Raw genomic sequence first — 24,589 nt, 5'->3', positions numbered from 1 at the left:
GCCGGGCCCGCGCACACGGCCCGGCATCGCCGAGCGGTCGTCAGTCCCGAGCAGCCGTCGCGGTATCCGAACCGAGGGCCGCGTCGACCATCTCCAGCAGATCGGCCTCCAGCCGCTCCCGCACCGGCGGCAACAGGTCCGCGGCCCACAACGGCCGGCCGCCGATACCGTCGGCGGCGGCGAGCACGAGGGTCCGGGCGGCCTCCGGCACCCCGTCGGCACTCAGCGCGGCCTGCCAGCGACGGTCGTCGGCGCGGGCGAGGTCGAGTACCGCCGGCACCGCGAGGAGCTGCGCGATCAGCGTGAACCGGGCGAGCGCCTCACCCTCGTCGACGGGCGCCAGACTCGCCCGCACGTAGGCCCGCACGAGCCGGCCCGGCGTGCCGTCGGCTCCCTCGAGGTGCGCACGGACGGCGTCGTCGAACGCGTCGAGTTCCCCCTGGGCGAGTGCGACGAGCAGCGCCTCCTTACTCGCGAAGTGGTAGACGAGTCCGCCCTTGGAGACCCCGGCCTCGCGGGCGATGAGATCGAGGGTCGCGCCGACACCGTGCCGGCGGATGGCGGCGCCGGCCGCCTGCAGCACCAGCCTGCGGGTGTCCTCCGGGGACCGTCCGGTCGTGCGACCCATGGATGCATCCTCTCCCCCCGGGCGGGTGAGGCGACAACCACGTCGAAACTTCACCGACTAGTCGGTATAGTTTCAGCATGACGTCCGTTGCCGCCGACGCGCTCTCGCCGCCCCGCCGGTGGGCGGCCCTGGCCGTGCTGTCGCTCGCCGTGCTGGTGCTGGCGGTCGACAACACCGTGCTCTACCTCGCCGTTCCGTCCCTCACCGCGGATCTCGCGCCGACGGCGAACGAGATCCTCTGGATCGGCGACGTCTACTCGCTGGCACTGGCTGGTCTGCTGATCGTGGCGGGCTCGCTGGCCGACCGGGTCGGCCGCAAGCGGCTGCTGCTGCTCGGGGCTGCCGCGTTCGGTGCCGCGTCGCTGTTCGCGGCGCTGTCGACCAGCCCCACGATGCTGATCGCCGCCCGGCTACTGCTCGGCGTCGCCGCGGCGACGCTGATGCCCTCGACGCTGTCGCTGATCCGCACGATCTTCACCGATCCGGCGGAGCGGACCAGGGCGATCGCGGTGTGGGCCGCCGCGGCGAGCGGTGGCGCGGCGGTCGGGCCACTGGTCGGCGGTGCGCTCCTGGAGCACTTCTCCTGGGGAGCGGTGTTCCTGATCAACGTGCCGATCATGGTGTTGCTGATCGTCTTCGGTGCCTGGCTGCTCCCGGAGTCCCGCGATCCCGCGCCGGGCCCCTTCGACCCGGTGTCGGCGTTGCTGTCGATGACCGCGATCGTGCCGGTCGTCTGGGCGATCAAGCACACGGTATCCGCGGGTGTCGACGTCCTCGGCCTCGCGGCACTGCTCGCCGGTGCCGTGATGGGCGTGGTGTTCGTCCGCCGCCAGCGCCGGCTGACGGTGCCGCTGATCGACGTGTCGCTGTTCGCGCGTCCCGCCTTCAGCGGGGCGGTGTTCGCCGGGTTCATGGCGGTCTTCGCGCTGATCGGGACGCTGTTCTTCTTCTCCCAGTACCTGCAGCTCGTCCGTGGGTTCAGCCCGTTGCAGGCGGGCCTCGGGGAACTGCCGACGACGTTGTCGGCCGTCGCCGTCGTCGCGGTCGTCGGCTGGTTGTCGCGGCGGCTCGGCCTGGGCCGGGCGATCGCGACGAGCCTGCTGCTGGTGTCCGCCGGACTGGCCGCGGTGGCCGTGGCCGAGGGATTCAGCAGCTACCTCTGGCTCGCACTCGCCCTGATACCGCTCGGTCTCGGCGTCGGGCTGGCCCAGACGCTGACCACCGACGCGGTGGTGTCCTCGGTTCCGCCCCGCCGGGCCGGTGCGGCCTCCGCGATCTCGGAGACGGCGCTGGAACTGGGCGTGGCGATGGGCGTCGCCGTCCTGGGGTCGGTGGTGTCGCTGGTGTACCGCGGCTGGCTGGACCTGCCCGCGGACCTCTCCGCCGAACACCGGGCCGCGGTCACCGACTCACTCGCCGCGGGTACACACCCGCTGGACCCCGGATCGCCGGTCCTCGACGGAGCCCGGGCCGCGTTCACCGTCGCGATGCAGACGACCTCGTTGATCGCGGCAGCAGTCACGCTGGCCGCCGCGGTCGTCGCGTGGCGGACGATCCCGTCCTCGTCGGCCGCACCGGTCGGCGACGTCGGCCGGACGGGGGCGGCGACCCGATCGGACTGATATCGCCCTCGGTCGGCAACCGCCGTCCGCTCGCGGTGGTGACGCCGCACCCCGCCCGGGCGGACGAGGGCCCGGTCGCCCAGGAGCACGGTGACGTCCTGATCCACCCGGCCGCGGCCGAGGTGATCCCGGAGGTGCACCGGGTCGAACGGTCACCGTGCCGGCCGGCGCCCCGTCGACCTCGGACGGCACCACGGATCCACCCGCCTGATCGGCAATGTGCCGAGCGTGCCCACCCGGCGCAACACAACCCGCGCATACGGACCATCTGTACGCCCGTTCGAACCAACGCCCGTGTCATGCGATCGTGGCGTATCCACCACTACGTCTGATTTTTTTGACTATATGTCTGAACAAAATCTTGACGACGGCGCACGGCGGCCCTACCGTTTCGTCACCATTGACGAACACACCGGGCGTTACGCGGTTCGCGGCCACCGTCCGGTGTCCGGCAACGCCGGAACACGGCCGCCTCGACGAGGAGAACCGTCATGTCGCTACACGCCGGTGCCGGTGCGACCGAGCTGCCGCCGGATACGAGAGGGCCGCATTCGCGCCGCCTCGGCCTGATCACCGTCATCGCCACCTTCGGTGGCCTGCTGTTCGGTTACGACACGGGAGTGATCAACGGCGCGCTGGAGCCGCTGACCCGCGATCTCTCGCTGACCTCGTTCACCGAAGGCTTCGTCGTCAGCATCCTGATCTTCGGTGCGGCCGCGGGTGCCTTCATCGGCGGCGCCCTCTCCGACCGGTACGGCCGGCGGCACAACATCCTGCTGCTGGCGATCGTGTTCATGATCGGCACGATCGGCTGTGTCCTCGCGCCGAACTGGGAGATCCTCTCGGTCTTCCGGTTCGTACTCGGCCTCGCCGTCGGTGGCGCCTCCGCGACCGTGCCGGTCTACCTGGCCGAGATCTCCCCCGCCGAGCGGCGGGGCGCGCTGGTCACCCGGAACGAAGTAATGATCATTTCCGGTCAGTTCGCCGCGTTCGTGGTCAACGCGATCATCTACAACCTGTGGGGTCACGTCGACGCGATCTGGCGGGTCATGCTCCTGATCGCGGTGCTGCCGGCGATCGCACTGTTCATCGGGATGCTCCGGATGCCGGAGAGCCCGCGCTGGCTGGTCGCACAGGGCCGGACCGACGATGCGCTCGCCGTGCTGGGCCAGGTGCGGAGCCCGGAGCGGGCCGAGGCCGAGATGGCCGACGTGCACCGGCTCGCCGCCGAGGAGCAGAAGAGCCGCACCGGTGGAGCCACCGACCTGAGCGTGCGCTGGATCCGCAAGCTGATCCTGATCGGGGCGCTGCTGGGGATCTTCCAGCAGTTCTCCGGGATCAACTCGGTCATGTACTACGGGACCCAGCTGCTCGGCCAGGCCGGCTTCTCGGCGGACTCGGCGATCATCGCCAACACCCTCAACGGACTGTTCAGCCTGCTCGGCATCACCGTCGGCATCCTGATCATCAACCGGATCAACCGCCGGACGATGCTGCTGGCCGGCTTCGCACTGACGACCACGATGCACCTCCTCGTCGGGCTGTCCGCCTACCTGCTCCCGGACGGGCAGATGAAGGCCTACTTCATCCTGGTGTTCGTCGTGCTGTTCGTGTTCTGCATGCAGGGCACGCTCGGCCCGCTGACCTGGCTGATCCTGTCCGAGATCTTCCCGCTGAAGATCCGCAGCATGGCCATCGGGATCAGCGTGCTGGCGCTGTGGCTGGCCAACGCACTGGTCGCGCTGGCGTTCCCGCCGGTCGTGGAGAGCATGGGGATCGCCTCGACGTTCTTCATCTTCGTGGTGCTGGGCCTCGCGGCCCTGGTGTTCGTCTACACGATGGTCCCGGAGACCCGCGGACGCTCCCTCGAGGAGCTCGAGGGCGACTTCCGTCAGCGCTACTCATGATCCACCCCAGGAACGGAAGGACGACGACATGAGCGTTCTGGTGGCGGTACCTGCCGGCCCCGAGGGAGCGGCCGCCCTGCAGGCGGGCAAGGCCGAGGCAGCCCTGCTCGGCACCGAGCTGGTGGTGCTGAACCTGTCCCTCGACCCGATCGGCGATGACGTTGCGGTGATCGAGCGCGACGGCCCGGACGACCGGGACCCGGTCGACGCGGTGCTCGACGAGATCGACCGGCGCGGCGACGTGCAGCGCCTGGTGATCGGGCTGCGCAGGCGCAGCCCGGTGAGCAAGGCGGTGCTCGGCAGCGTGTCGCAGCGGCTGCTCCTGCAGGCCCCGGTCCCGGTGCTCGCCGTCAAGGCCGGCTGACGCCGGGGGCGGGCCGGGTTCCTCCGGCTCGGGTTCGTCCGGCCCGGCTTCGCCCGGTCCGGATCCGTTCGGGCCGGGTTCGTCCGGGCCGGGCGGACCCGAGCCGGGGGCGCGGTCGCGGGCCGCTCCGGCCGGGGTCCGTGTGCCCCGGGCCCCGGCGGGCGACCCGTCGAGCAGCGACGCCGCCCTCGCGCCACCACCGGGAGCACCGTCGGAGATTCCCGAAGCTTCAGCGGCCGGCGACGTCGGCGACCCTGCGCGCGGCCGGGCCGCCGACCCGCAGCTCCGTGATCTCCGGCCGGGTGGCCTCCAGCGCCTCGTCGCAGGACGTCGGGGCCGGAATCGGTGGATCCAGGCGTTCGCCCGCACGGCGCCGGACGGGCCCGGTACCGGGAGGTACCCGGCTCGTCCGGCAACGCCGCGAGCGGGCGGCCGGCAGCCGAGTTCGGCCCTGAACGTTCTGCGGCGGGGCACTAGACTGCCCGGGGCTCCGGGACGGACGCCCGGTGACGACGGAAGGGACGGCGGCCCGCGTGCGACTCGACCCGACGACGACCGGTGGGATCGACTCCCCGATCGGCGCCGCGCAGGCGCTGCTCGCCCTGCACGACGGCCGGCGACCGCTGCTCGACCTGTCCCAGGCGGCGCCGCCGTACCCGCCGGCCCCGGAGGTCGTCGAGCGGGTCGTGGAGGTCGCACGGGACCCGGCAGGCGCCGGCTATGCACCGGTCCCCGGCCTGCCGCCACTGCGCCGGGCCGTCGCCGACGAGCTGAGCCAGGCCTACGCGGGCGGGATCGACCCGTCCGACGTCGTGATCACGGCAGGGTGCAACCAGGCCTTCACCACCGTCGTCTCGGCACTGGCCGGTCCGGGTGACGAGCTGGTCATGCCGCTGCCGTACTACTTCAACCACGACATGTGGGTCCGGTTGCAGGGCGTGCACCCGGTGTACCTGGAACCGGACGCGGAGCTGATCCCGCGGGCCGCCGACGCCGAGGCGCTGATCACCCCGCGCACCCGGGCGATCGTCCTGGTCACCCCCGGCAACCCGAGCGGGGTCACGATCCCGCCCACCGAGATCGTCGCGTTCGCGGAGCTGGCCCGGCGGCACGACATCGCACTCGTCCTGGACGAGACCTACCGGTCGTTCCGGGACACCGACGCGCCGGCACATCCGCTGTTCGCCGATCCGCAATGGCGCTCCACCGTGGTCAGCCTGCACTCGTTCTCGAAGGACCTGGCGATCCCCGGCTACCGGGTCGGCGCCGTCGTCGGCGCGCCGGAGCTGAACCGCGAGGTGCTCAAGGTGCTGGACTGCATCGCGATCTGCGCCCCGCGGGCCGGGCAGGAGGCGACCCTGACCGGTCTGACCCGGGCCGGTGCCTGGCGGGCCGAGCGGGTGGCCGAGATCGCCCGGCGCCGGGAGTGGCTCATCAAGGCACTCGCGCCGCGGCCGGGCGGGTTCGAGGTGGTGTCCTCCGGCGGGTTCTTCGCCTGGGTGCGCCATCCGTTCACCGACCGCCCCAGCGCCGACGTGGTGCGTGAGCTGCTGCTCGAACACGACACGCTCGTCATCCCGGGCACCGCCTTCCTGCCCGAGGACCGGCGGATGCTGCGGGTCAGCGTCGGCCGGGTGGACGCCGACGCGGCCGGGACACTCGCCGGGCGGCTCGCCGCGATCGGCCGATGACCCCGGCTGCTCCGGCCGCGGAGGGGTCCGGGCCCGGCGCGGCGGCATCGTTCACGCCCGCGGCCGGCACGGCGCTGCTCGTCGCACGGTTCTGCTCACGCTCGGTGGCGGCGTCGTCGCGGCGCTGCCCCGCGGCCGTGGCCCCGCTCCGATCACCCGAGTGCACCCCCGGGAACTCGCGCAACGGGCACATTCCGTGGACAATGATCACAGGCGTTACTGCGTGGGGATGAAGGAGTCGAGTGCACGATGCCGAGCCAGGATCCGGCACCGCGCCCGACGTCGCCGAACAGCGATCACGCACCGTCACCAAACCACTGCTGATCGCGCTGTCCCGCGCGGTGGAGGACTTCGCCCTCGCCGCGGCCCGGGACCGGCCGATCGTCGTCGTCGGGCTGTTCCAGCGCGCCGGCTATCTGACCCCGCAGCTGCCGACGTGGACGCGGATCGCGCAGGCCTGCGGTGACGGTGCCGCGGTCGCCATCGCCGGGACCGCACCGGTGGAGCTCCCGGCGGAGCTGGGCTACGTCCGGCTCACCGACGCGGAGGCCGCGGCCCGCGAGTGGAGCGTCACGGTGCTGACCCCCCGGTCCGGCGCGACCGTCGTGGCACACGACATGGAGTCGGTCGACGGCTCGGCCAGGTCGCTCGAACGTGGCAGGCTCTTCTCCGCCCGCTGGTCGTTCCGGCACGCCGACGCGCACGCCGAGCTGCTGCGGCTGCGCCACCAGCTCGGACCACGGCTCGGCGCCCGCCGGACCGGCGCGCTGGACGAGGTGCTGTCCCGGGTACTCCCGATCCCCGGCACCTCCACCGACCACCGCCACGACGCCGCCGCCGACCGACTCGCCCGCCACCTGTCCGAGGAGCGCAGGCGCGCCGACCTGGCCGAGACCCGGCTCGACGAGCTGGAGCCCGGTGCCGAGCGGGACCCGCGCAGCGGGCTGCCGACCCGGGCGTTCCTGGACCGCTGGACGGCCGGATCCGCCGCCGGCACGCTCCCGCTGGGTCTGGCGCTGCTGCGGGTGCAGGGCCTCGGCACGGTCAACCGCAGGCACGGTTTCCGGGCCGAGACCGCCGTGCTGCGCGGGGTCGCCCGACTGCTCAGCGCACACTCCGGGGCGTCCGGGCGCGCGGTGCGGATCGGCCGGGAGGAGTTCCTGCTGGTCCTGCCCGGGCTCGACGTCCGGTCGCTCGCCGTCGTGGCTCGCAGGCTCTGCGAGACGGTCGCCGGGCTGTCCTCGGCGTTCCCGTTCGTGCCGACGCCCTGCCACGCCGTGATCACCCACACCCGGAACCGCCCGCTCCCGCTGGACGCCCTGTGGGCCGTCCTCGACGGCACCACCGGGACCGGGGTCACCCTGCTGCAGAGCTGACCGGGCTGGTCAGGACTCCCGGGCGATCAGGTCCGCGGTCCGGCAGGCCAGCGCCACCAGCGCGAGTGTCGGGCCGACCGCCCCGGCGGACGGGAACACCGCGCTGGAGGCGATGTGCACGTTCGGCGTGCCGTGCACCCGGCACTCGGCGTCGACGACCCCGGACCGCGGCGAGTCCGACATCCGCAGCAGGCCCATCTGATGCGTGCCGTCGGTCATGTCCATGTCGTGCACCCGCTCCACGTCGGACATGTCCACGAACGCCAGACCGGTCCGCTCCAGCTCCTTGCCGATCAGGCCGAGCGAGGTCGCGATCGCGTCCCGGTCCGACGCCGAGACCCGGTAGTCCACCCGCAGCCGGTGCTGGCCGAGCGCGTCCCGGTCGCGGTCCAGGGTGACCCGGTTCGCCGGGTCCGGGGTCTGCTCGGCGTCGAACCGCAGCCGGCAGTGCCCGGAGTCCAGCGGCATGAACGACGGCAGCCGCCGCTCCCCGGTGATCCGCGGCCGGGCCCAGCCCCGGGCGAACCGGGCGACCCGCAGCGGATCGGCGGTCACGTTGCGGACGTGCCGCCCGATCCCGGTCGTCCGCGAGTACTGGGCGTGCGTGCCGGCCGCCTTGAAACCGGTCCGGAGCTTGCCCATCCCCCAGTAGGTCAACGCGAACGTCGACAGCAGCGCGTCGCCGTGGTCGGGGTCCTTCGGGTCGGCGAACCAGAGCGCGGCCTTGAGGTTGCCGAGCCGGTGATCGGCCTGCGCCCGACCGGAGAGCGCGAGCATCCGGCGGGCGTACACGCCGTCGTCGGTGGGCAGGTAGCCCAGCCCGAGCTCACGCCCGGCCCGGGTGAGCCGCAGCCGGCCGACCTCGCCGACCGGGTGCGTCATGTAGTGCGTCCCGACCTGGCCGTGCTCGTCGCCGATCCCGGCACCGAGACCGGTCCCGCCGTAGCCGTCGGAGGCCAGCAGGATCCGGGTGGACTCCAGCCCACCGGCCGCGACCACGAACTGCTTCGCCCGGACCCGCACCTCCAGCCCGGGCCGCGGGACGACGACGGCCTCGGTCGCCGCGCCGGACACCGGATCGCGCTCCAGGCGGGTCACCGTGGCGTGCAGGAACAGCCGGATCCGGCCGGCCTTGGCCATCGCCTCGACCCGCGGCGCGAACGAGGTCGGCGGGCTCCAGCGCCACAGGTCGTCCCAGCTCAGCGTCTCCGACGACACCCCGGACGGCGTCAGCGGGAACCCGGATCCGGCCGCCGAGTACACGCAGGCGCCGGCGTCCAGGTGCCGCTGCGCGACCGGGTACCACGTGCGGAGTTCGTCGTGGGTGATCGGCCAGGTGGTGCCGGGCAGCCACTCGCGCTCGGTGAAGTCGATGTCGTCGAGCGGGGCGCAACGTCCGCCCCAGACGATCGAGGTGCCGCCGAGCCGCTTCTGCCGGACGGCGTCGACCGGGTCGTGTGCGCCGTGCCCGGGGATCCCGCGGTAGGTGTCCCGGGCGGTGCGGCCCATCCCCGGACCGCCCCCCTCCAGGACGACCACCCGCAGTCCGCGGTCGGCCAGCTCGGCGGCGGCAGCGGCGCCGGCCGGGCCGCTCCCGATCACGCAGACCTCGGCCTCGAACCAGGATCCGGGGAGCGCTCGCCTGGTGTCGATGAGCATGCGGCGCGGGTCCTCTCAGGTCGTGTCGGCGGACCGGCGGGGCCCCGTCATCCGGCGTCTCCGGGGACGGGCGCCGACGCCGGCGCAACGGTCGGTACCGTCGTGTCCGGTTCCGCCGGGTTCGTCCGGCACCACCGGTCCAGGAGGACAAGTATGGGACTCGCCGCGATGGCGACGAGCGCGCGGGGTATGGCTGCGACCGTCCGGGTGCTGGGACGGGGTGAGCTCGGCCGGTTCACCGGCGGGGACCGCTCCGAGGTCGGCCGGTTCGAACGGGAGCTCGCGCAGCTGGTCGGGACACGACATGCACTGGCCGTGAACAGCGGGACCAGCGCGCTGGTGGCGGCACTCGTCGGCGCCGGGATCGGCCCCGGCGACGAGGTGCTGGTGCCCGCCTACACCTGGGTGTCCACGGCGGCGGCGGCACTCGCCGTCGGCGCGGTGCCGGTGCTGGTGGAGGTCGACGGGTCGCTGACGATGGACCCGGCCGATCTCAAGGACCGGATCACCCCACGCAGCCGCGCCGTGCTGCCCGTGCACATGCTCAACCACGTCGCCGACATGGACGCGATCATGGAGGTGGCCGCCGCGCACGACCTGCTGGTCGTGGAGGACGCCTGCCAGGCGATCGGCGTCACCTACCGGGGGCGCCGGGCCGGGTCGATCGGGCACGCCGGCTGCTTCAGCTTCAACCAGCACAAGAACATCCGCTCCGGCGAGGGCGGCGCGCTGGTGACCAACGACCCGCGGCTGTTCGAGCGGGCCTCGATGTACCACGACGTCGGCAGCTACGAGCGGGCCGGATTCGCCGGAGCCGACGCAGACCTGATCGTCGGGGTGAACCTGCGGATGCCCGAGCTGTCCGCGGCCGTGCTGCGCCCGCAGCTGGCCGGTCTGGACGCGCAGCTGGCCCGGCGCCGCAAGCACCGCGGGATCGTGCTGGAGTCGCTGGCGTCGCGGGTCGGCCGGGACCTGCGCCCGGTCCAGCACCACGATCCGGCGCACGCCGCCGGGCTGGCGCTGGAGTTCGACTCGCCGGACGCCGCCACCCGGTTCGGCGCGAACCGGGGCGTGCACCGGCTGATCGACACCGGCAGGCACGTGTACACGAACTGGCGCTCGCTGCAGGCCCGTAACCCGCTGCACCCGGCGCTGGACCCGTACGCCGCCGTGGACGCCGAGATCGACCACGGCCCGGACGCCTGCCCGCGGACCCTGGAGATCCTGGCCCGCACCTGCGCGGTCGATCTCGCGCCGGAGCTGCCGACCCCCGCCTTCCGGCTGCTCGCCCGGCGCATCGCCGGCTGAGTCGCGCCGGCTGAGTCGCGCCGGCTGAGTCGCGCCGGCTGAGTCGCGCCGGCTGAGCCGGCCGGACAGCGCTGGACGGCCCGGGCCGGCGGGCGGGCGGGCGGGCCGGTGGGCCGGGCCGGGCCGGGCCGGGCCGGCCCGGCCAAGCTGGCTGCGTCGGGCGAACCGGCTGCGCGGGCCGAACCGGCTGCGCGGGCAAGGCCGGCTTAGCGGGCCGAGTCGGCTGCGCGGGCCGAGCTTGATCCGCGTCCTGGGAGTGCCGGGTGCACATTGCGGCTCCAGCACTCCCGGAACGCGGATCATGGGAGCGCGCCGACCCCGGTCCGAGCCGCCGGGACGAGCACGGCCTGCACGTGGCCGTCGCGCTCGACGGTGCCGGTGACCGTGACCGGCACCGCGTGCCCGAACCCGGGCCCGCGCGTGACGAACGTGTGGAACTCGCCGTTCTCCCCGCACGGATCGGTACCGGCGGGCAGCTCGTCGAGGAACGCGGCGTCGAACGCCCGCCCGGCGAGCGCGGCGGGCACCCGAGCCGGATCGACGGCGACGACGACCGCCTGCAGGCCGTCCGCGAGCATCCGCCGGGCCAGCTCCGCCGTGCCGGCGCCCCACAGCGGGAACTCCCCGGCGATGCCGGTGCCCGCCAGAACCCCCTCGCGGAACGCGCGGACGTCGGCGAGTGCCAGGTCGCCGCAGACCAGCCGGGACACCCCGGCCGTGTGGGCCGCACCGAGTGCCGCCCGCATCCGCGCGGTGTACTCGCCGTCCGGGCAGGGTGTCGGCAGCTCGACGGTGTGCAGCGGCAGCCCGATCGCCGCCGCCTGGGCCACGATCAGCTCGTGCGGCACGCCGTGCACCGGGATCTCGGCGGTCGCGTCGCCGGGCTCGTCCCGGCGCGCGGTCGTGCTGAGCAGCCCGGTCACCCGCAGTCCGTTCCCGCGTGCGGCGGCGAGCGCGGTCGCCGCGTCCTTTCCACCGGACCAGCTCACCCAGACGTCGGTCACGGCTGCGACGGTAGTCGTAGTCCGCTGCGCGGAACGGCGGTACGCCGTTGTCCGGACAGTCATGGTTCGTCACGCAACGTGTTCCCGACCTGCGGAACGGCGGGTGGCGGCCGTTGCGTCCACCGCCCCGCGTACTACCGTGACGGGGTGCCCGAACGCCACGACGATGCCACCGTGACGGCGTGGTCGCTGGCTGCCGGGGCCGGTGACCAGGCCGCGCTGACGGCGTTCGTCCGGGCCACCCAGGCGGACGTGTACCGGTTCCTGGTGCACCTCAACGGCCGCGCCGACGCGGAGGACCTCACCCAGGAGACCTTCCTGCGGGCGCTGCGGACGCTGTCCACCTTCGAGGGCCGGTCCAGCGCGCGCACCTGGCTGCTGTCGATCGCCCGGCGGGTCGCCGTCGACGCCGTCCGCACCGCGGTGCGCCGGCCGCGGATCCGCGATCTCGGTGACGACGCGCTGGAGACGATGGAGCGCACGCTGCCGCGCAGCGGGGCGCAGGAGGCGGTCGTGCTGCGGGCGCTGATCGACGATCTCGCCCCGGACCGGCGCGAGGCGTTCGTGCTCACCCAGATCCTGGATCTCGGTTACGCCGAGGCCGCCGAGGTCTGCTGCTGCCCGGTCGGCACCATCCGGTCCCGGGTCGCCAGGGCCCGGGAGGATCTGGTCCGTGCGCTCGGTGCGGACACCTCTCCCGGCCACGGACGGGCACTCCGGACCGCACCGCGCTGATCCAGGTCCCGATCCCGGGGCCCGCCACCGGGCCGGGGCCCGGATGCGGCCGCGTCCCGCGCCCGCCGATCGATCCCGCGCCGGGCGGCTCGATGCCACCGGCTACCGGGTGTCGCGCCGACCGCTCCGCACCACGCCGGCCGCTCGATCCGGCGTCGGCCACCCGGCCCGCGCCGACCGTTCTGTCCCGCCCGTCGGCTACGCCGTCGGCGTGACGCCGGTCGCACCGGGAACCCGCCGGGTGACGGCGACGACCAACCGATACGTGCCCCCGTCGGACCCGCCGCTCCCCCAGGAGGTCCCGTGATCGCGTCCCTGCCCGTGGCGCTCACCCTGACCGCGCTGTTCGTACTGACCGGCGGCTATGCGCTGCTGCGCTGGTCGGGTGCCGTCGCCGAGTCCGCACCGCCCGGGCGGCGCACCTCCGAGCTGGCCCATCTGCTGATGAGCGCGGCGATGGTCGTGATGACCTGGACCTGGTACGGCGCCACCGGCCTGTGGTTCCAGATCCTGCTCTTCGGCGGGTTCGCGGTGTTCTTCGCCGTCGATGCCCTGCGCCGCAGGCGCTACCGGCTGCACGGCTGCACCGGCGGCTCGGCGCACGCGCTGATGGCGGCCGCGATGGTGTGGATGCTCGCCGCGATGCCGCTGATCATGCCCGCCCCGGTCGCGGCGCCCACGGGCGGCGGCGGCCACTCCGGTCACGCCGGTCACGACGCCGGCGGCGACCATGCGGCACACGCCGCCGGTCAGGCCGGTTGGGCCGTCGCGGTGACCGTCGGGCTGTGCGCGGTGCTGCTGGCCGTGGCCGGGTTCTGGGCCGTCCGGGCGCTCGTCGCCGACACCCGCGGGCACGCCGCGGACGAGGACTTCCCCGGTGCCCCGCTGGATCCGGCGGACTGCGGCTGTGACTCCCCCGCCGCGGGCGCCCTCGCCACGGCTGCGCCTGCGTCGCCGCCCGGCGAGGCGCCCGGGGTCCGCACCGCCGGTGGCACCCCCACGGCCACCGGCTCGACCCCCGCGTCCACCGCCTCCGCCGTGTCCAACGCGTCCGCAGTATCCACTGTGTCCACCGGGTCCACCGGGTCCACCGGGTCCACCGGGTCCACCGGGTCCACCGGGTCCACCGCCGGCACCGTCGCGGTCGCCGATCGTCCCGCCCCGGCCGCACCGCGACCGCCGGTGTTCGGCCCGCGCACCGACGCCGGATGCCACGCCCTGATGAGCGTCGGCATGGTCCTGATGCTCGTGGCGATGGTGGCCGGCTGGTGACCGCCACCCCCACCGCCCCACGGGCCCGTCCCGAACCGCCCGCCCCCGGGGCGCCGGCCGGCATCTTCCGCGGGCTCCGGCCGCTGATCACCCGTATCCACTTCTACGCGGGCCTCGTGGTGGGCCCGTTCCTGCTGGTCGCCGCGATCACCGGGCTGCTCTACACGCTGACCCCGCAGATCGAGCGCTGGGCACACGCCGACGCGCTGTACGCCCCGGTCAGCGGGCCCGAGCTGCCGGTGGGCGAGCAGGTCGCCGCCGCCGTCGCGACCCAGCCGGGACTGCCCGTCACCGAGGTGCGGCCCTCGCCCGAGCCGGGCGTCACCACCCGGGTGTCGTTCGACGCCGATCTCGCACCCAGCTACGACCGGACCGTCTTCGTCGACCCGTACACCGCCGAGGTGCGGGCCACCCTGGACACCTACTCCGAGTGGCTCCCGGTCCGCGCGGTGATCGACAACCTGCACCGGTCGCTGCTGCTCGGCCCGCCCGGCCAGGTGTACTCCGAGCTCGCCGCGTCGTGGCTCGCGGTGCTGACCGTGTCCGGTCTTCTCGTGCAGCTGACCCGCCGGGTACGCGCCCGCCGCGAGCGGCTGCTGCCCCGGACCGGTGGCTCCGCCCGCTCCCGGATCCGGTCCTGGCACGGGGCGGTCGGCGTCTGGGCGTCGGTCGGGTTCCTGTTCCTGGCCGCGACCGGTCTGACCTGGTCGCAGTTCGCGGGCTCGAACGTGTCCTCGCTGCGGACCGCCCTGGACTGGACGACCCCGTCGGTCAGCGGCACCCCGCTCGCCGGCTCGGCCGGAGCACCCGTCACCGGGGACGCCGTCGGTGCCGACACCGAGCGCGTCCTGGACGCGGCCCGCGCGGACGGGCTGACCGGCCCGGTGGAGGTGCTGCCCGGCGATCCGGGCGAGGCGTGGTCGGTGATCGGGACCGTGCGCAGCTGGCCCACCGGGATGGACTCGGTCGCCGTCGACCCGGCGACCGGCACGATCGTCGACCGGCTCGCGTTCGACGACTGGCCGGTCGCGGCGAAGCTGGCCCGCTGGGGCGTCGACGCGCACATGGGGCTGCTGTTCGGCGTCGCCAATCAGATTGCGCTGGCCGCGCTGGCGTCGGCACTGATCGTGCTGGTCGTGTGGGGGTACCGGATGTGGTGGCTGCGCCGCCCCACCCTGCCCGGCGGCCGCCGGTACGCGGGCCCGCCGGGCTCCCGGGAGCGCCCGTCACCGGCGTCGGTGGCGCTGCTCGCGGCGGTCGCGGTCGGGATCGGCCTGGCCATGCCGGTGCTCGGCATCTCGCTGGTCCTCTTCCTGCTGCTGGACGCCGCGCTCGCCGCCCGCCGGGGTGAACCGGCCGGGCCGGACCGGGTCGATGCGGGTGGCGCGGCAGCCGAACGGGTAGACCCCGGGACACGCCCACCCCCGTAAGGAGCCCCCCGTGTTCTGGTCCTCACCCGCTCCCTGGACGACCGGCGACATCCCGCCGCAGCACGGGCGCACGGCGGTCGTCACCGGCGCGACCAGCGGGCTCGGCCTGGAGACGGCCCGTGCGCTGGTCCGGGCCGGCGCCCGGGTCGTGCTCGCCGTGCGCGACACCACCGCGGGCGAGGAGATCGCCCGCGAGCTCGGCGGCGCCGCGAGCGTGCACCGGCTGGACCTGGCCGATCTCACCTCGGTCCGCGAGTGCGCGGCGAGCATCGACGGGCCGGTGGACGTGCTGGTGAACAACGCCGGGGTGATGGCGCTCCCCCGGGCGCGTACCACCGACGGCTTCGAGATGCAGCTGGCGGTGAACTTCCTCGGCCACTTCGCGCTCACCGGCCTGCTGGCCGACCGGATCACCGACCGGGTGGTCACCCTGTCCAGCCAGATGCACCGGCTCGGCCGGATCGACCTCGACGACCTGAACTTCGAGCGCCGCCGCTACGAGCGCTGGGCCGCCTACTGCCAGTCGAAGCTGGCCTGTCTGATGTTCGCCTACGAACTGGAGCACCGGTTCGTCGCGGCCGGCTCCCGGCTGCGGTCGACCGCGGCGCACCCCGGCTTCGCATCCACGAACCTGCAGGGCCGAACCGAGTCGTTCCAGGACACCGTGGTCGGCCTCGCGACCAGGGTGGTCGCCCAGCCTGCGGCGGCGGGCGCGCTGCCCACGCTGTTCGCGGCGACCGTCACCGACCTGCCCGGCGGTGCCTACATCGGGCCGGACGGGTTCGCCGAGGGCCGCGGCAACCCGCGTCCGGTCGGCTCCTCGGCAGCCTCGCACGACCGCCGGGTGCAGCGCGCGCTGTGGGAGCGGGCGGAGGAACTCACCAAGGTCGGCTTCCCCATGTGACACCGCGCCGACCCGACACCGCACCGATGAGTCCGGTCGCGCCGTCCGGTCACCACTGCGTCATCGGCGCGAGGAGTGGACATGAGCGGGGTACGGGTACTGGTCGGCACACGCAAGGGCGTGTTCGTGCTGACGGCCGACGGGACACGGCGGGACTGGGAGGTCACCGGCCCCTTGTTCGGCGGCTGGGAGGCCTATCACGTCACGGGCTCGCCGTCGGATCCCGACCGACTGTGGGCGGCGCTGTCGATGGGCTGGTTCGGCCAGCAGCTGCAGCGCTCCGACGACGGTGGCCGCACCTGGGAGGCGGCTGGCAACGACTTCTCCTACGCCGGTGTCCCCGGGACCCACCAGAGCTTCGACGGCACGCCGCACCCCTGGGAGTTCACCCGGGTGTGGAAGCTGGCGCCGTCGCCGTCCGACCCGGACACGCTGCTGGCCGGTGTGGAGGACGCGGCGCTGTTCCGTTCCGTCGACGGCGGCGACAGCTGGGCCGAGGTCCGCGGGCTGCGCGAGCACGGCTCCGGTCCACGGTGGCAGCCGGGCGCGGGCGGGATGTGCCTGCACACCATCTGCCCGGACCCGCGCGACGACGACGCGCTGCTGGTCGCGATCTCCGCGGCGGGGGTCTTCCGGACCGCCGACGGCGGGACGAGCTGGCGGGCGGCCAACCGTGGCCTGGTCAGCGAGGGCATCCCCGATCCGGACGCCGAGGTCGGGCACTGCGTGCACAAGCTCGCCCGGCACCCGGACCGGCCGGACACCGTGTACATGCAGAAGCACTGGGACGTCATGCGCTCCGACGACGGCGGCGACTCCTGGTACGACATCGGCGACGGCCTGCCCAGCGACTTCGGCTTCGTCGTCGACGTGCACGCGCACGACCCGGAGAGTGTCTACGTCGTCCCGATCACCAGCGACGCCGAGCACTACCCACCGGACGGGCGGCTGCGCGTCTACCGCAGCCGGACCGGCGGCGGCGAGTGGGAGCCGCTGACCAGGGGCCTGCCGCAGGAGCACTGCTACGTCGACGTGCTGCGGGACGCGATGGCCGTCGACCGGCTCGACGACTGCGGGCTCTACGTCGGCACCACCGGCGGTCAGGTGTACGCCTCACCGGACGGCGGTGACAGCTGGGCCCCGATCGTCCGCGACCTGCCCGCCGTGCTGTCGGTGGAGGTGCAGACGGTGGGGTCGGCACCGTGAGCACGACCTGCACCGTCCGCGTGCTGCTGCCCGCCCAGCTGCGCAGGCTGGCCCGGATCGACGGCGAGGTCACCGTCCGGGTCACCGGGCCGCCGGTCGGCCTCGGGGCGGTGCTCGACGCGCTCGAGCAGCGGCATCCGGCGCTGTGCGGCGCCGTCCGCGACCGCGGCACCGGGCGGCGCAGGCCCTATCTCCGCTACTTCGCCTGCGAGGAGGACTTCTCGCACGCACCGGCCGGGACCGCGCTGCCGCCCGCCGTCGCCCGGGGCGACGAACCGTTGCTCGTCGTCGGGGCGATGGCGGGCGGCTGAGCCGGGTCCCCGGTGCGGACTCGGTGCTTCGCGGAGCGGACTCAGTGCTTCGCGGAGCGGGTGAAGCCCTCCGGGACGATCAGGTCGTCGCGGGTCAGTTCGTGGATGGACTTCTTCCCCAGCCCGAGCAGTGCCTCGTCGATGCCCTTGTAGAGGATCGACAGCACGTTCGTGACGCCGCGCTCGCCCTGGGCGGCCATCCCCCACAGGTATGCGCGGCCGATCAGGCAGGCCCGGGCGCCGAGCGCCAGTGCCTTGACCACGTCGGCGCCGCGGCGCACGCCGCCGTCCATCAGGACCTCGATCTGGTCCCCGACCGCGTCGACCACCGCGGGCAGTGCCCGGATCGCCGCCGGGGTCCCGTCCAGGTTGTTCCCGCCGTGGTTGGACACCGAGATCGCGGTCGCACCGGCGTCGACGGCCCGGCGGGCGTCGTCCGGGTGCATGATCCCCTTGATCATGAACGGGCCGCCCCACTGCTCGCGCAGCCAGGCGATGTCGTCCCAGGTCGGGAGCGGGGTGGTCCACCAGACGCCGTACGCGCCGAAGAAGGTGGGCGCGTCGCCGCCGCCGGGAGGCGCCATGTTCGGCGCCTTCAGGTCCGGGATCCGGCCCGACTTCGCCCACTCCAGCAGGTAGCGCGGCTTGGTGATCATCTCCGGGGCGAACTGCAGCGCCGCCCGCACGTCGACCTTCTCCGGGATGGGCGGGCTGCCCCAGTCCCGGCGGGTGGCGAAGGTCCAGTCCAGGGTCACGATCAGCGCCTTCGCGCCGGCCGCCCTGGCCCGCTCCGCGCGAGCCAGGATGTCCTCCTTGGACCCGGCCCAGTAGACCTGGAAGAACACCTTGTCGTTGACCGCGCAGACGTCCTCGACCGAGCGCGACGCGAACGACGACAGGCCCATCGCCGTCGTCACCGTCTGGTCCGGGTTCAGCGGGTTCTGGATGTTGGAGCTCGCGGCCGCGCGGGCGACGGCGACCTCGCCCTCCGGGTCGACGGCCTGCACCCCGGTCGGCGAGATGACCACCGGGAGGTCGATCTCCTGGCCCAGCACGGTGGTCTTCTGGTCGCGCTGCGGTGGCAGGTCGGCGATGTGCGGGCGGAAGCCCAGCTCGTCGAAGGCGGCGACGTTGTCGGAGAGCGTGATGCCCTGTTCCGCCCCGGCCACCAGTGCGTAGTAGACGGACTTCGGGAGCCGCTTGCGCGCCCGGCGCTGCGCCTCCGCGACCGTCTCGAACCAGTCCTTGGTGCTCGCCATCGCTGCCCCTTCGCAGTGTCCCGGTGTCGCCGGCGCGGTTCGCGTGCCCAGCACGGTCCGCGTACGGCGCGTCACCGACGGTCGCGCCGGTGCGCACGGTCATCCGTGTCGGACCGCAGCGCACCGTAGCGTTTCGGCACCGAGTGCCACAATACGACCGGCCGCGACCCCGTCCGATCGGCGAGGATCGGACCGTCCGCCCGACCAGCGACGACACCACCGGGGCGGGCCGGGCGCCCGGTGTCCACCGTTTCGCCGCAGGGCCGGCTCACCCCTCGCGACGACGCCCCCCCGGACGGCCTACACCAGATCGTGGCGACGCGCGCGGAGGACCGGCCTTCGGTGACTCTCCGCGGCCTCGATACGGTGTGCCCGCAGTCACCGGTCAGCGGGCGACAGGCCCGCGGCAAGGAGGAGCCGTGTACAGCCACGCGCGGGGTGGGCACGCTTCCGGTGCGACGCCGGTCGTCTCCGGCTCGGCCGGGTACGGCATGCCGCCCGGCTACGGTCCGCCGCCCGGATACGGAGCGAGCAACCACCGGCCGATCGGTCTGCCCGGGCAGGCGCGAGCCCCCGAACCGCCGCCGCACCAACCGTCCCCCGGCGGTGCGCTGCTGACCGTCCTGGCGGTGGACGACGAGGAACCGGCCCTGCTGGAGCTCGCCCACCTGCTCGGCGAGGACCCGCGGGTCGACACCGTCCTCACCGCGCCGGACGCGACCGAGGCCCTGCGCATCCTGCACGGCTCCCAGGCCGACGCCTCCAAGCCCGGCGTCGACGTCGTGTTCCTCGACATCCGGATGCCCGGCCTGGACGGCCTGGAGCTCGCCAGGGTGCTCAACGCGATGGCCGATCCACCGCCCGTCGTCTTCGTCACCGCGCACGACGATCGCGCCGTCGACGCCTACGAGGTCGGCGCCGTCGACTACCTGCTCAAGCCGCTGCGCAGCGAGCGCCTCGCCGGGTCCCTCGACCGGACGGTCGCACTGCACGCCGCACGCCGCGCCGAGACCGGCGGACCGGGGCCGGCCGGACCGGCCGCCCATCCCGGTGGCCCGCAGGCGCCGGCCGCCCGCCGGGGTGTCCCCGCGGCCGCCACCTCCGACGACGAGGTGGTCCCGGTCGAGCTGGCCGGCACCACGAAGCTCGTCCCGCGCTCGTCGATCCGGTTCGTCGAGGCGCAGGGCGACTACGCCCGGCTGCACACCAACGACGGCAGCCACCTGGTCCGGATCCCGGTCTCGGTACTGGAGGACCGGTGGGGCGAGGCCGGGTTCGTCCGGATCCACCGGGCCTACCTGGTGGCACTGGCGCTGATCACCGAGCTGCGGATGTCGGGCTCCGGCTACGTCGTGCGGCTCGGCAACGGCCCGGGCGCGGTCGAACTGCCGGTCAGCCGGCGGCACACCGCGGGCCTCAAGCGGATCCTGCGCGGACGCCCGCCGCGGCCGCAGCGCGGGCCCGACGACGGCCCGGACGGCCCCATCCTCCCCCGCTGACGCCGACCGACACGCCGGGCACGCTCCGCACTGCCACCCGGACCCCGCTCACCTAGCCTGGTGACCGGTGTCCAACTCCGGGGTTACTCAGCCGTCAACCGTCCGTCACCGACCTAGCCGGCGCGCCCGGCCGCTCGTTCTGCTCGCCGCGCTCGTCGCGATCTGCGCACTGGCCGTGGGATGCAGCCCCGATCCGGCCACCGACGCGGAGGCGGCGCCGCCTCCCGCCCCCGAGGCCGCGCCGACCAGCGCCGAGCCTCCGGTGCCCGAGCTGCCCGGCGGTGGAACCGAGCTGTTCCCGCAGCGCCGGATGGTGGCCCTGTACGGCCATCCCGGGACGCCGGCGATGGGCGTGCTCGGTGAGCAGGACCTCGCCGCCTCGATCGCCAGGGCAAAGGACCTCGCGGCCGACTTCCAGCCGCTGGTCGACGAGCCGGTGGTACCGGCCTTCGAGATCATCGCCACCGTCGCCGACACCGCCCCCGGGCCGGACGGCGACTACTCGGCCGAGATGAGCGTCGAGGACCTGCGCCCGTGGGTGGAGGAGGCCGGACGGGCCGGGGTCTACGTCGTCCTGGACCTGCAGCCGGGGCGCGCCGACTTCCGCACCCAGGCGCAGCTCTACACCGAGCTGCTGGCCCAGCCGCACGTCGGGCTCGCGCTCGATCCCGAATGGCGGCTGACCGACCAGCAGCGGCACGGCGCCCAGGTCGGCTCGGTGAGCGCGGCGGAGATCAACGCGACGTCGGAGTGGCTGGCCGGCCTGGTCCGCGAGCGGAACCTGCCGCAGAAGGTGTTCCTGCTGCACCAGTTCCAGGTTCCGATGATCTCCGACCGGGCCGAGGTCGTGACCTCGCACCCGGAGCTCGCCACCGTGCTGCACGCAGACGGCTTCGGCACCCCGCAGGAGAAGATCGAGACCTGGAACACGCTGCACGCCGCGCCCGGGCCGGAGGGGCTCTGGTGGGGGTGGAAGAACTTCCTCGACGAGGACTCGCCGACGTTCACCCCGCGCCAGACCTACGACGTCCGCCCCGAGTCGCCGGTCTTCGTGTCCTACCAGTGACGGGTATGTCCGGACCCTCCCGTGACCTCCCCCGGAACACCCACAGGGGTGGGTGGCCGGGCACCGAGATCGTGATCACGGCAAGTACTCTCGGGTGACCCGGGCGCCGGAGCGCGCCGCTCGGGGCAGACACCCGTGCCGGGGCCCCGACGCCCGGCACGGCGGGCCCGACCGTGCCGACCAGCGAAAGGGGTGCCCGGGTGGCCGAACCACCGCGCGAGGACCCCCGCGGGCAGGACCCGTCCCGCTCCGGCCCGCCACGGGACCCCAGGCGCCCCGGCCGTCGCGACGACCGCCCGCACCTGCGGCCCGACGCCCGCCACGAGCGCCCCGCACCGCCGGACGGCGGCGATCCGCGTGATCCCGGGGCGCCGCCCGGCAGGCAGCAGTCCCCCGATCAGCAACCCGGCCCGGCGGGCGGTCGGTACTCCGGCCCGCCGCACGTCGGCCGGCCCGGGCCGCCGACCCCGCCGCCCACCCGCGGCGGGCAGCACCAGCGACCGGACGGCGGACCCACCGGCCCCTCGGGGCCCGGCCCGTCCGGTGGCGGCGTACCCGGCTCCGGACCGAGCGGCCGTGCCCCCGGCGGTCCGGCGGGTCCCGGGCCGGGCGGTCGTGGCCCCACCGGTGGCTCCGAGCGGCCGCCGACCGGCCCGCACGGGCGACCCCCCGCCGGCACCGGGCCCGAACAACGTCCGGCCGGTCCGCCGCCGGGTGGCGATGGTCGCCCCGGCCCGGCCGGGCCGGCTGCCCGGGGTGGCGCCCCCGCCGAGCAGGACGGGCCGTGGCTGCGCCGCCGCGAGCGCGAGGCCGCCGCCGCGGCCGAACGTGCTGCCGCCTGGCGCGAGCGCAACGCGCGCCCCGAGCCCCCACCCGGCCGGAGCGGGCACAGCGACTCGAGGCCCACCGACATCCGCTCGATCCGGGCGACCCGCCGCGGCATCGGCGAGACCGTCGCCGCGACGGCCGTACCCGGTCGCCCGGACACGGCCGCCGAGCGCCGCCGGTACCGCGCCGCCGAACCCGACGCACCGCCCGCGGAACGGGACCGCGCCGCCCGCCTGAGCGGGGAGCTGCCGGTCGTGCCGCGGCGCCGCACCCGCGATGCCGATGCCCGGCCCGAACCACCCACCGGCGACGGTGGGCCCGGCCCGGCCGGCCGCCCCGGGTCACCGGCGCCGCCGCGCGACCGCCCGGCTCCGCCCGTCGCTCCGGGATCACCCTCCGCCGTCGCGGCGGGTTCACCCTCCGCCGGCCCGCCGGGTGCACCACCCGCGGCGCGCCCGGACGGCACACCGGCCCGGGGCCGGCCCGACGGCGCCCCGGTCCGGCCCGGCGCCCCGACGACGCGTCGTCCCGGTCCCCCGACCCATCCGGACGCCGATCCCGGAGCGGACCGGCCCGGCCGGCGCCCCCCGGCACGTCCGCCGCGCGGTCCGGCGGCACCCGCCGACGCCACGGACGGTCCGGCCGGCCCGGCCGCGGCCGGCGCCGGAGCGGCCGCCGGTGCCGCGGCGATCGGTGCCGCGGCGGCCGCCTCGCGCAATCGCGGCCCGGCCCGCCCGGGCACCGAGACCCACGGCGGCAGCAGCCCGGGCGGCGACAGCGCCCGATCCGGCGACTCCCCGCGCCCCGGTGAACGCTCCGGCACGGAGGCCCGCAGGCGCCCGCTGGACACCGCGCGGGAAACCCTGGGCGCCGCCCTCGGGCTCACCGCTGCCTCCGCCGTGGTGCCCGGCTCCGGCCATCTCGCGCTGCGCCGCCGGCGCACCGGCGGGCTGATCCTCGGCACCCTCGTCGCGATCGTCGTCTCGCTGGCCCTGCTGGTGCTGCTCGCCCGCCGCTCCACCCTGCTGCAGAACCTGCTGTCCACCACCACGCTCACCGTCATCGCGGGGCTGCTGGTGCTCGGCGGGATCGGCTGGATCGCACAGGTCGCCCGCACCTACGCGCTGGCCCGGCCGCGCGGCATGGCGCCCGGACAGAAGGCACTCGGTACCGCGACCGCCGCGCTGATGTGCCTGACCGTGGCGGTGCCCTTCGGCTACGGCGTCGAGCTGCTCAACTCCCAGCGCGGGCTGCTCAACTCGCTGTTCCAGGGCGGCGGGACGTCCGCCGCCGAGGCGCTCGGGAAACCCCGGCTGAACGTGCTGCTGCTCGGCAGCGACGCCGGCGACGATCGTGCGGGCACCCGTACCGACACGATGATGCTCGCCAGCATCGACACCCGATCCGGCCGGACGACGCTGTTCAGCCTGCCCCGCAACATCCAGCGGGCCGAGTTCCCGCCGGGCAGCCCGGCCGCGGAGGAGTTCCCGAACGGGTTCAACGACCCGTCCGGCTCGGCCGGGGACTACCTGCTCAACGGCGTCTACGCCTACGGCGAGCAGCACCCGCAGATCGCGCCGCAGGGCCCGACCCGTTTCCCCGGCATCAACCTGCTGCAGTCGACGGTCTCGTACATGACCGGCCTGCCGATCGACTACTACCTCGAGGTCAACATGGCCGGGTTCTCGGCCATGATCGACGCGGTCGGCGGGGTCACGGTCAACGTCGGCCCGGAACCGGTCCCGGTCGGCGGGGTCACCGCGTTCGGCCGCTACACCACGCCGGACCGCTACATCCAGTCCGGCGTGCAGACCCTGAACGGCGAGGACGCGCTCTGGTTCGCGCGCTCCCGCCGGGACGGCACCGACTATCAGCGGATGGGGCGGCAGCGCTGCCTGATCCAGGCGGTGATCAGCGAGACCAGCGCGACCGAGCTGATCGGCCGCTTCCAGAGCATCGCCGCGGTCACCCGGGACAACGTCGCCACCGACATGCCCCAGCAGGTGCTCCCGGCGCTCGCCGTGCTCGCCGACGAGGGGTTCCGGCTGGAGAGCGTCGCGTTCGATCCGTCGCTGCCGGATCCGAACTCCTCGACCGGCTTCTTCGTCACCGCCGACCCGGACATCGACTACATGCGTGAGGTCGTCCGGGACGCGATCGCGGACCCGCCGCCCGCCCCGGACCCGGCGCTCGCCGCTCCGACGACGGAGCCGAGCCCCACGACCGAGTCTCCCGCCACGTCGTCGGAGCGGACCGCCGAGCCCGACGCGGAGGAAGAGGAGCCGGCCTCGGCCGCGCCCCAGTCGGTCGAGGACGCCTGCGCCGCGGTCGGCGCCGCCGACGTCCCCGCCGGGCAGGCCGACATCCCGGGCTGAGCCACCCGGTGCCGACGGTCCGCGCGGCGCGGACCGAGGGCTGCCGGCCGGATCCGCTCCGGATGCCCGGATCGAGGTGGTCGTCACCCGCTCTGGCGTCTCCGTCGCGAGATTGATTAGGTGAACGCAACCTGACCTGTAGAAA

At 74.5% G+C, this 24,589-nt stretch carries 19 protein-coding genes; 15 read left to right on the top strand and 4 right to left on the bottom strand.

Annotation, left to right across the window (positions count from 1 at the left end; all coding sequences use genetic code 11):
- Nucleotides 1-40 precede the first annotated feature (40 nt).
- Nucleotides 41-628, bottom strand: a complete 588-nt coding sequence (locus Pdca_RS07660) for a TetR/AcrR family transcriptional regulator (RefSeq protein ID WP_085916051.1) — start codon at nucleotides 626-628, stop codon at nucleotides 41-43.
- 77 nt (nucleotides 629-705) lie between these two features.
- Between Pdca_RS07660 and Pdca_RS07655 the strand changes: the two genes are divergently transcribed.
- From Pdca_RS07655 to Pdca_RS07635, 5 genes are all read left to right on the top strand, one after another.
- The gene (locus tag Pdca_RS07655; RefSeq protein ID WP_085916052.1) at nucleotides 706-2,250 is read left to right on the top strand and encodes an MFS transporter; all 1,545 of its coding nucleotides are present in this window, start codon (nucleotides 706-708) and stop codon (nucleotides 2,248-2,250) included.
- 491 nt (nucleotides 2,251-2,741) lie between these two features.
- A complete protein-coding gene (locus Pdca_RS07650; RefSeq protein ID WP_085916053.1) occupies nucleotides 2,742-4,157 on the top strand; it encodes a sugar porter family MFS transporter in 1,416 nt (471 codons plus the stop codon).
- Between the two features lie 28 nt (nucleotides 4,158-4,185).
- Nucleotides 4,186-4,521: a universal stress protein gene (locus Pdca_RS07645; protein WP_085916054.1), complete on the top strand. Its 336-nt coding sequence runs from the start codon at nucleotides 4,186-4,188 to the stop codon at nucleotides 4,519-4,521.
- 506 nt (nucleotides 4,522-5,027) lie between these two features.
- Nucleotides 5,028-6,212: an aminotransferase gene (locus Pdca_RS07640; protein ID WP_232021452.1), complete on the top strand. Its 1,185-nt coding sequence runs from the start codon at nucleotides 5,028-5,030 to the stop codon at nucleotides 6,210-6,212.
- Nucleotides 6,213-6,454: 242 nt separating this feature from the next.
- A complete protein-coding gene (locus tag Pdca_RS07635) occupies nucleotides 6,455-7,588 on the top strand; it encodes a sensor domain-containing diguanylate cyclase (RefSeq protein WP_085916056.1) in 1,134 nt (377 codons plus the stop codon).
- Nucleotides 7,589-7,597: 9 nt separating this feature from the next.
- Here Pdca_RS07635 and Pdca_RS07630 read toward each other — a convergent pair whose 3' ends face one another.
- Entirely contained in the window at nucleotides 7,598-9,247 is a 1,650-nt protein-coding gene (locus Pdca_RS07630; protein WP_085916057.1) for an FAD-dependent oxidoreductase, read from the bottom strand.
- 153 nt (nucleotides 9,248-9,400) lie between these two features.
- Here Pdca_RS07630 and Pdca_RS07625 point away from each other — a divergent pair, with 153 nt between their 5' ends.
- On the top strand, nucleotides 9,401-10,555 hold the full coding sequence (locus tag Pdca_RS07625; RefSeq protein WP_232021451.1) for a DegT/DnrJ/EryC1/StrS family aminotransferase: 1,155 nt from the start codon (nucleotides 9,401-9,403) through the stop codon (nucleotides 10,553-10,555).
- Nucleotides 10,556-10,854: 299 nt separating this feature from the next.
- On the opposite strand, the gene Pdca_RS07620 is transcribed toward Pdca_RS07625, so the two are convergent.
- A complete protein-coding gene (locus tag Pdca_RS07620) occupies nucleotides 10,855-11,559 on the bottom strand; it encodes a Dph6-related ATP pyrophosphatase (RefSeq protein WP_197719945.1) in 705 nt (234 codons plus the stop codon).
- A gap of 147 nt (nucleotides 11,560-11,706) precedes the next feature.
- Between Pdca_RS07620 and Pdca_RS07615 the strand changes: the two genes are divergently transcribed.
- The 6 genes from Pdca_RS07615 to Pdca_RS07590 all read left to right on the top strand — a co-directional run bounded on the left by Pdca_RS07615 (nucleotide 11,707) and on the right by Pdca_RS07590 (nucleotide 17,417).
- Nucleotides 11,707-12,294, top strand: coding sequence for a sigma-70 family RNA polymerase sigma factor (locus Pdca_RS07615; protein ID WP_166665909.1), 588 nt, complete (start codon nucleotides 11,707-11,709; stop codon nucleotides 12,292-12,294).
- 303 nt (nucleotides 12,295-12,597) lie between these two features.
- The gene (locus Pdca_RS07610; RefSeq protein ID WP_125911296.1) at nucleotides 12,598-13,566 is read left to right on the top strand and encodes a DUF5134 domain-containing protein; all 969 of its coding nucleotides are present in this window, start codon (nucleotides 12,598-12,600) and stop codon (nucleotides 13,564-13,566) included.
- Nucleotides 13,563-14,996, top strand: coding sequence for a PepSY-associated TM helix domain-containing protein (locus Pdca_RS07605; protein WP_197719944.1), 1,434 nt, complete (start codon nucleotides 13,563-13,565; stop codon nucleotides 14,994-14,996). The genes Pdca_RS07610 and Pdca_RS07605 overlap by 4 nt, the downstream gene beginning before the upstream one ends.
- 10 nt (nucleotides 14,997-15,006) lie before the next feature.
- On the top strand, nucleotides 15,007-15,900 hold the full coding sequence (locus Pdca_RS07600) for an oxidoreductase (protein ID WP_085916062.1): 894 nt from the start codon (nucleotides 15,007-15,009) through the stop codon (nucleotides 15,898-15,900).
- Between the two features lie 81 nt (nucleotides 15,901-15,981).
- Nucleotides 15,982-17,106: a WD40/YVTN/BNR-like repeat-containing protein gene (locus Pdca_RS07595; RefSeq protein ID WP_085916063.1), complete on the top strand. Its 1,125-nt coding sequence runs from the start codon at nucleotides 15,982-15,984 to the stop codon at nucleotides 17,104-17,106.
- Nucleotides 17,103-17,417, top strand: coding sequence for a MoaD/ThiS family protein (locus tag Pdca_RS07590; protein WP_085916064.1), 315 nt, complete (start codon nucleotides 17,103-17,105; stop codon nucleotides 17,415-17,417). Before Pdca_RS07595 ends, Pdca_RS07590 begins: the two co-directional genes overlap by 4 nt.
- Before the next feature lie 41 nt (nucleotides 17,418-17,458).
- Here Pdca_RS07590 and mftD read toward each other — a convergent pair whose 3' ends face one another.
- Nucleotides 17,459-18,676 (bottom strand): pre-mycofactocin synthase MftD, encoded by a 1,218-nt coding sequence (gene mftD / locus Pdca_RS07585; RefSeq protein WP_085916065.1) that lies wholly within the window; start codon nucleotides 18,674-18,676, stop codon nucleotides 17,459-17,461.
- Between the two features lie 419 nt (nucleotides 18,677-19,095).
- On the opposite strand from mftD, the gene Pdca_RS07580 reads away from it, so the two are divergent.
- The 3 genes from Pdca_RS07580 (at nucleotide 19,096) to Pdca_RS37470 (ending at nucleotide 24,444) form a co-directional block, all read left to right on the top strand.
- A complete protein-coding gene (locus tag Pdca_RS07580; protein WP_307724072.1) occupies nucleotides 19,096-20,175 on the top strand; it encodes a LytR/AlgR family response regulator transcription factor in 1,080 nt (359 codons plus the stop codon).
- Nucleotides 20,176-20,242: 67 nt separating this feature from the next.
- Nucleotides 20,243-21,241, top strand: coding sequence for a hypothetical protein (locus Pdca_RS07575; protein ID WP_197719943.1), 999 nt, complete (start codon nucleotides 20,243-20,245; stop codon nucleotides 21,239-21,241).
- A 200-nt stretch (nucleotides 21,242-21,441) separates the two neighbouring features.
- Nucleotides 21,442-24,444, top strand: a complete 3,003-nt coding sequence (locus Pdca_RS37470; protein ID WP_085916066.1) for an LCP family protein — start codon at nucleotides 21,442-21,444, stop codon at nucleotides 24,442-24,444.
- Nucleotides 24,445-24,589 lie beyond the last annotated feature (145 nt).

The sequence above is a fragment of the Pseudonocardia autotrophica genome, from assembly GCF_003945385.1.
Taxonomy (GTDB): domain Bacteria; phylum Actinomycetota; class Actinomycetes; order Mycobacteriales; family Pseudonocardiaceae; genus Pseudonocardia; species Pseudonocardia autotrophica.
The sequence above is the reverse complement of the archived record's forward strand: the minus strand, read 5'-3'. Positions and strand labels throughout refer to the sequence as shown.

Coding starts and splice junctions, on each gene's coding strand:
- Pdca_RS07595 (WP_085916063.1), top strand. CDS start 15,982: ATGAGCGGGGTACGGGTACTGGTCGGCACACGCAAGGGCGTGTTCGTG.
- mftD (WP_085916065.1), bottom strand. CDS start 18,676: ATGGCGAGCACCAAGGACTGGTTCGAGACGGTCGCGGAGGCGCAGCGC.
- Pdca_RS07645 (WP_085916054.1), top strand. CDS start 4,186: ATGAGCGTTCTGGTGGCGGTACCTGCCGGCCCCGAGGGAGCGGCCGCC.
- Pdca_RS07625 (WP_232021451.1), top strand. CDS start 9,401: ATGGGACTCGCCGCGATGGCGACGAGCGCGCGGGGTATGGCTGCGACC.
- Pdca_RS07655 (WP_085916052.1), top strand. CDS start 706: ATGACGTCCGTTGCCGCCGACGCGCTCTCGCCGCCCCGCCGGTGGGCG.
- Pdca_RS07650 (WP_085916053.1), top strand. CDS start 2,742: ATGTCGCTACACGCCGGTGCCGGTGCGACCGAGCTGCCGCCGGATACG.
- Pdca_RS07660 (WP_085916051.1), bottom strand. CDS start 628: ATGGGTCGCACGACCGGACGGTCCCCGGAGGACACCCGCAGGCTGGTG.
- Pdca_RS07630 (WP_085916057.1), bottom strand. CDS start 9,247: ATGCTCATCGACACCAGGCGAGCGCTCCCCGGATCCTGGTTCGAGGCC.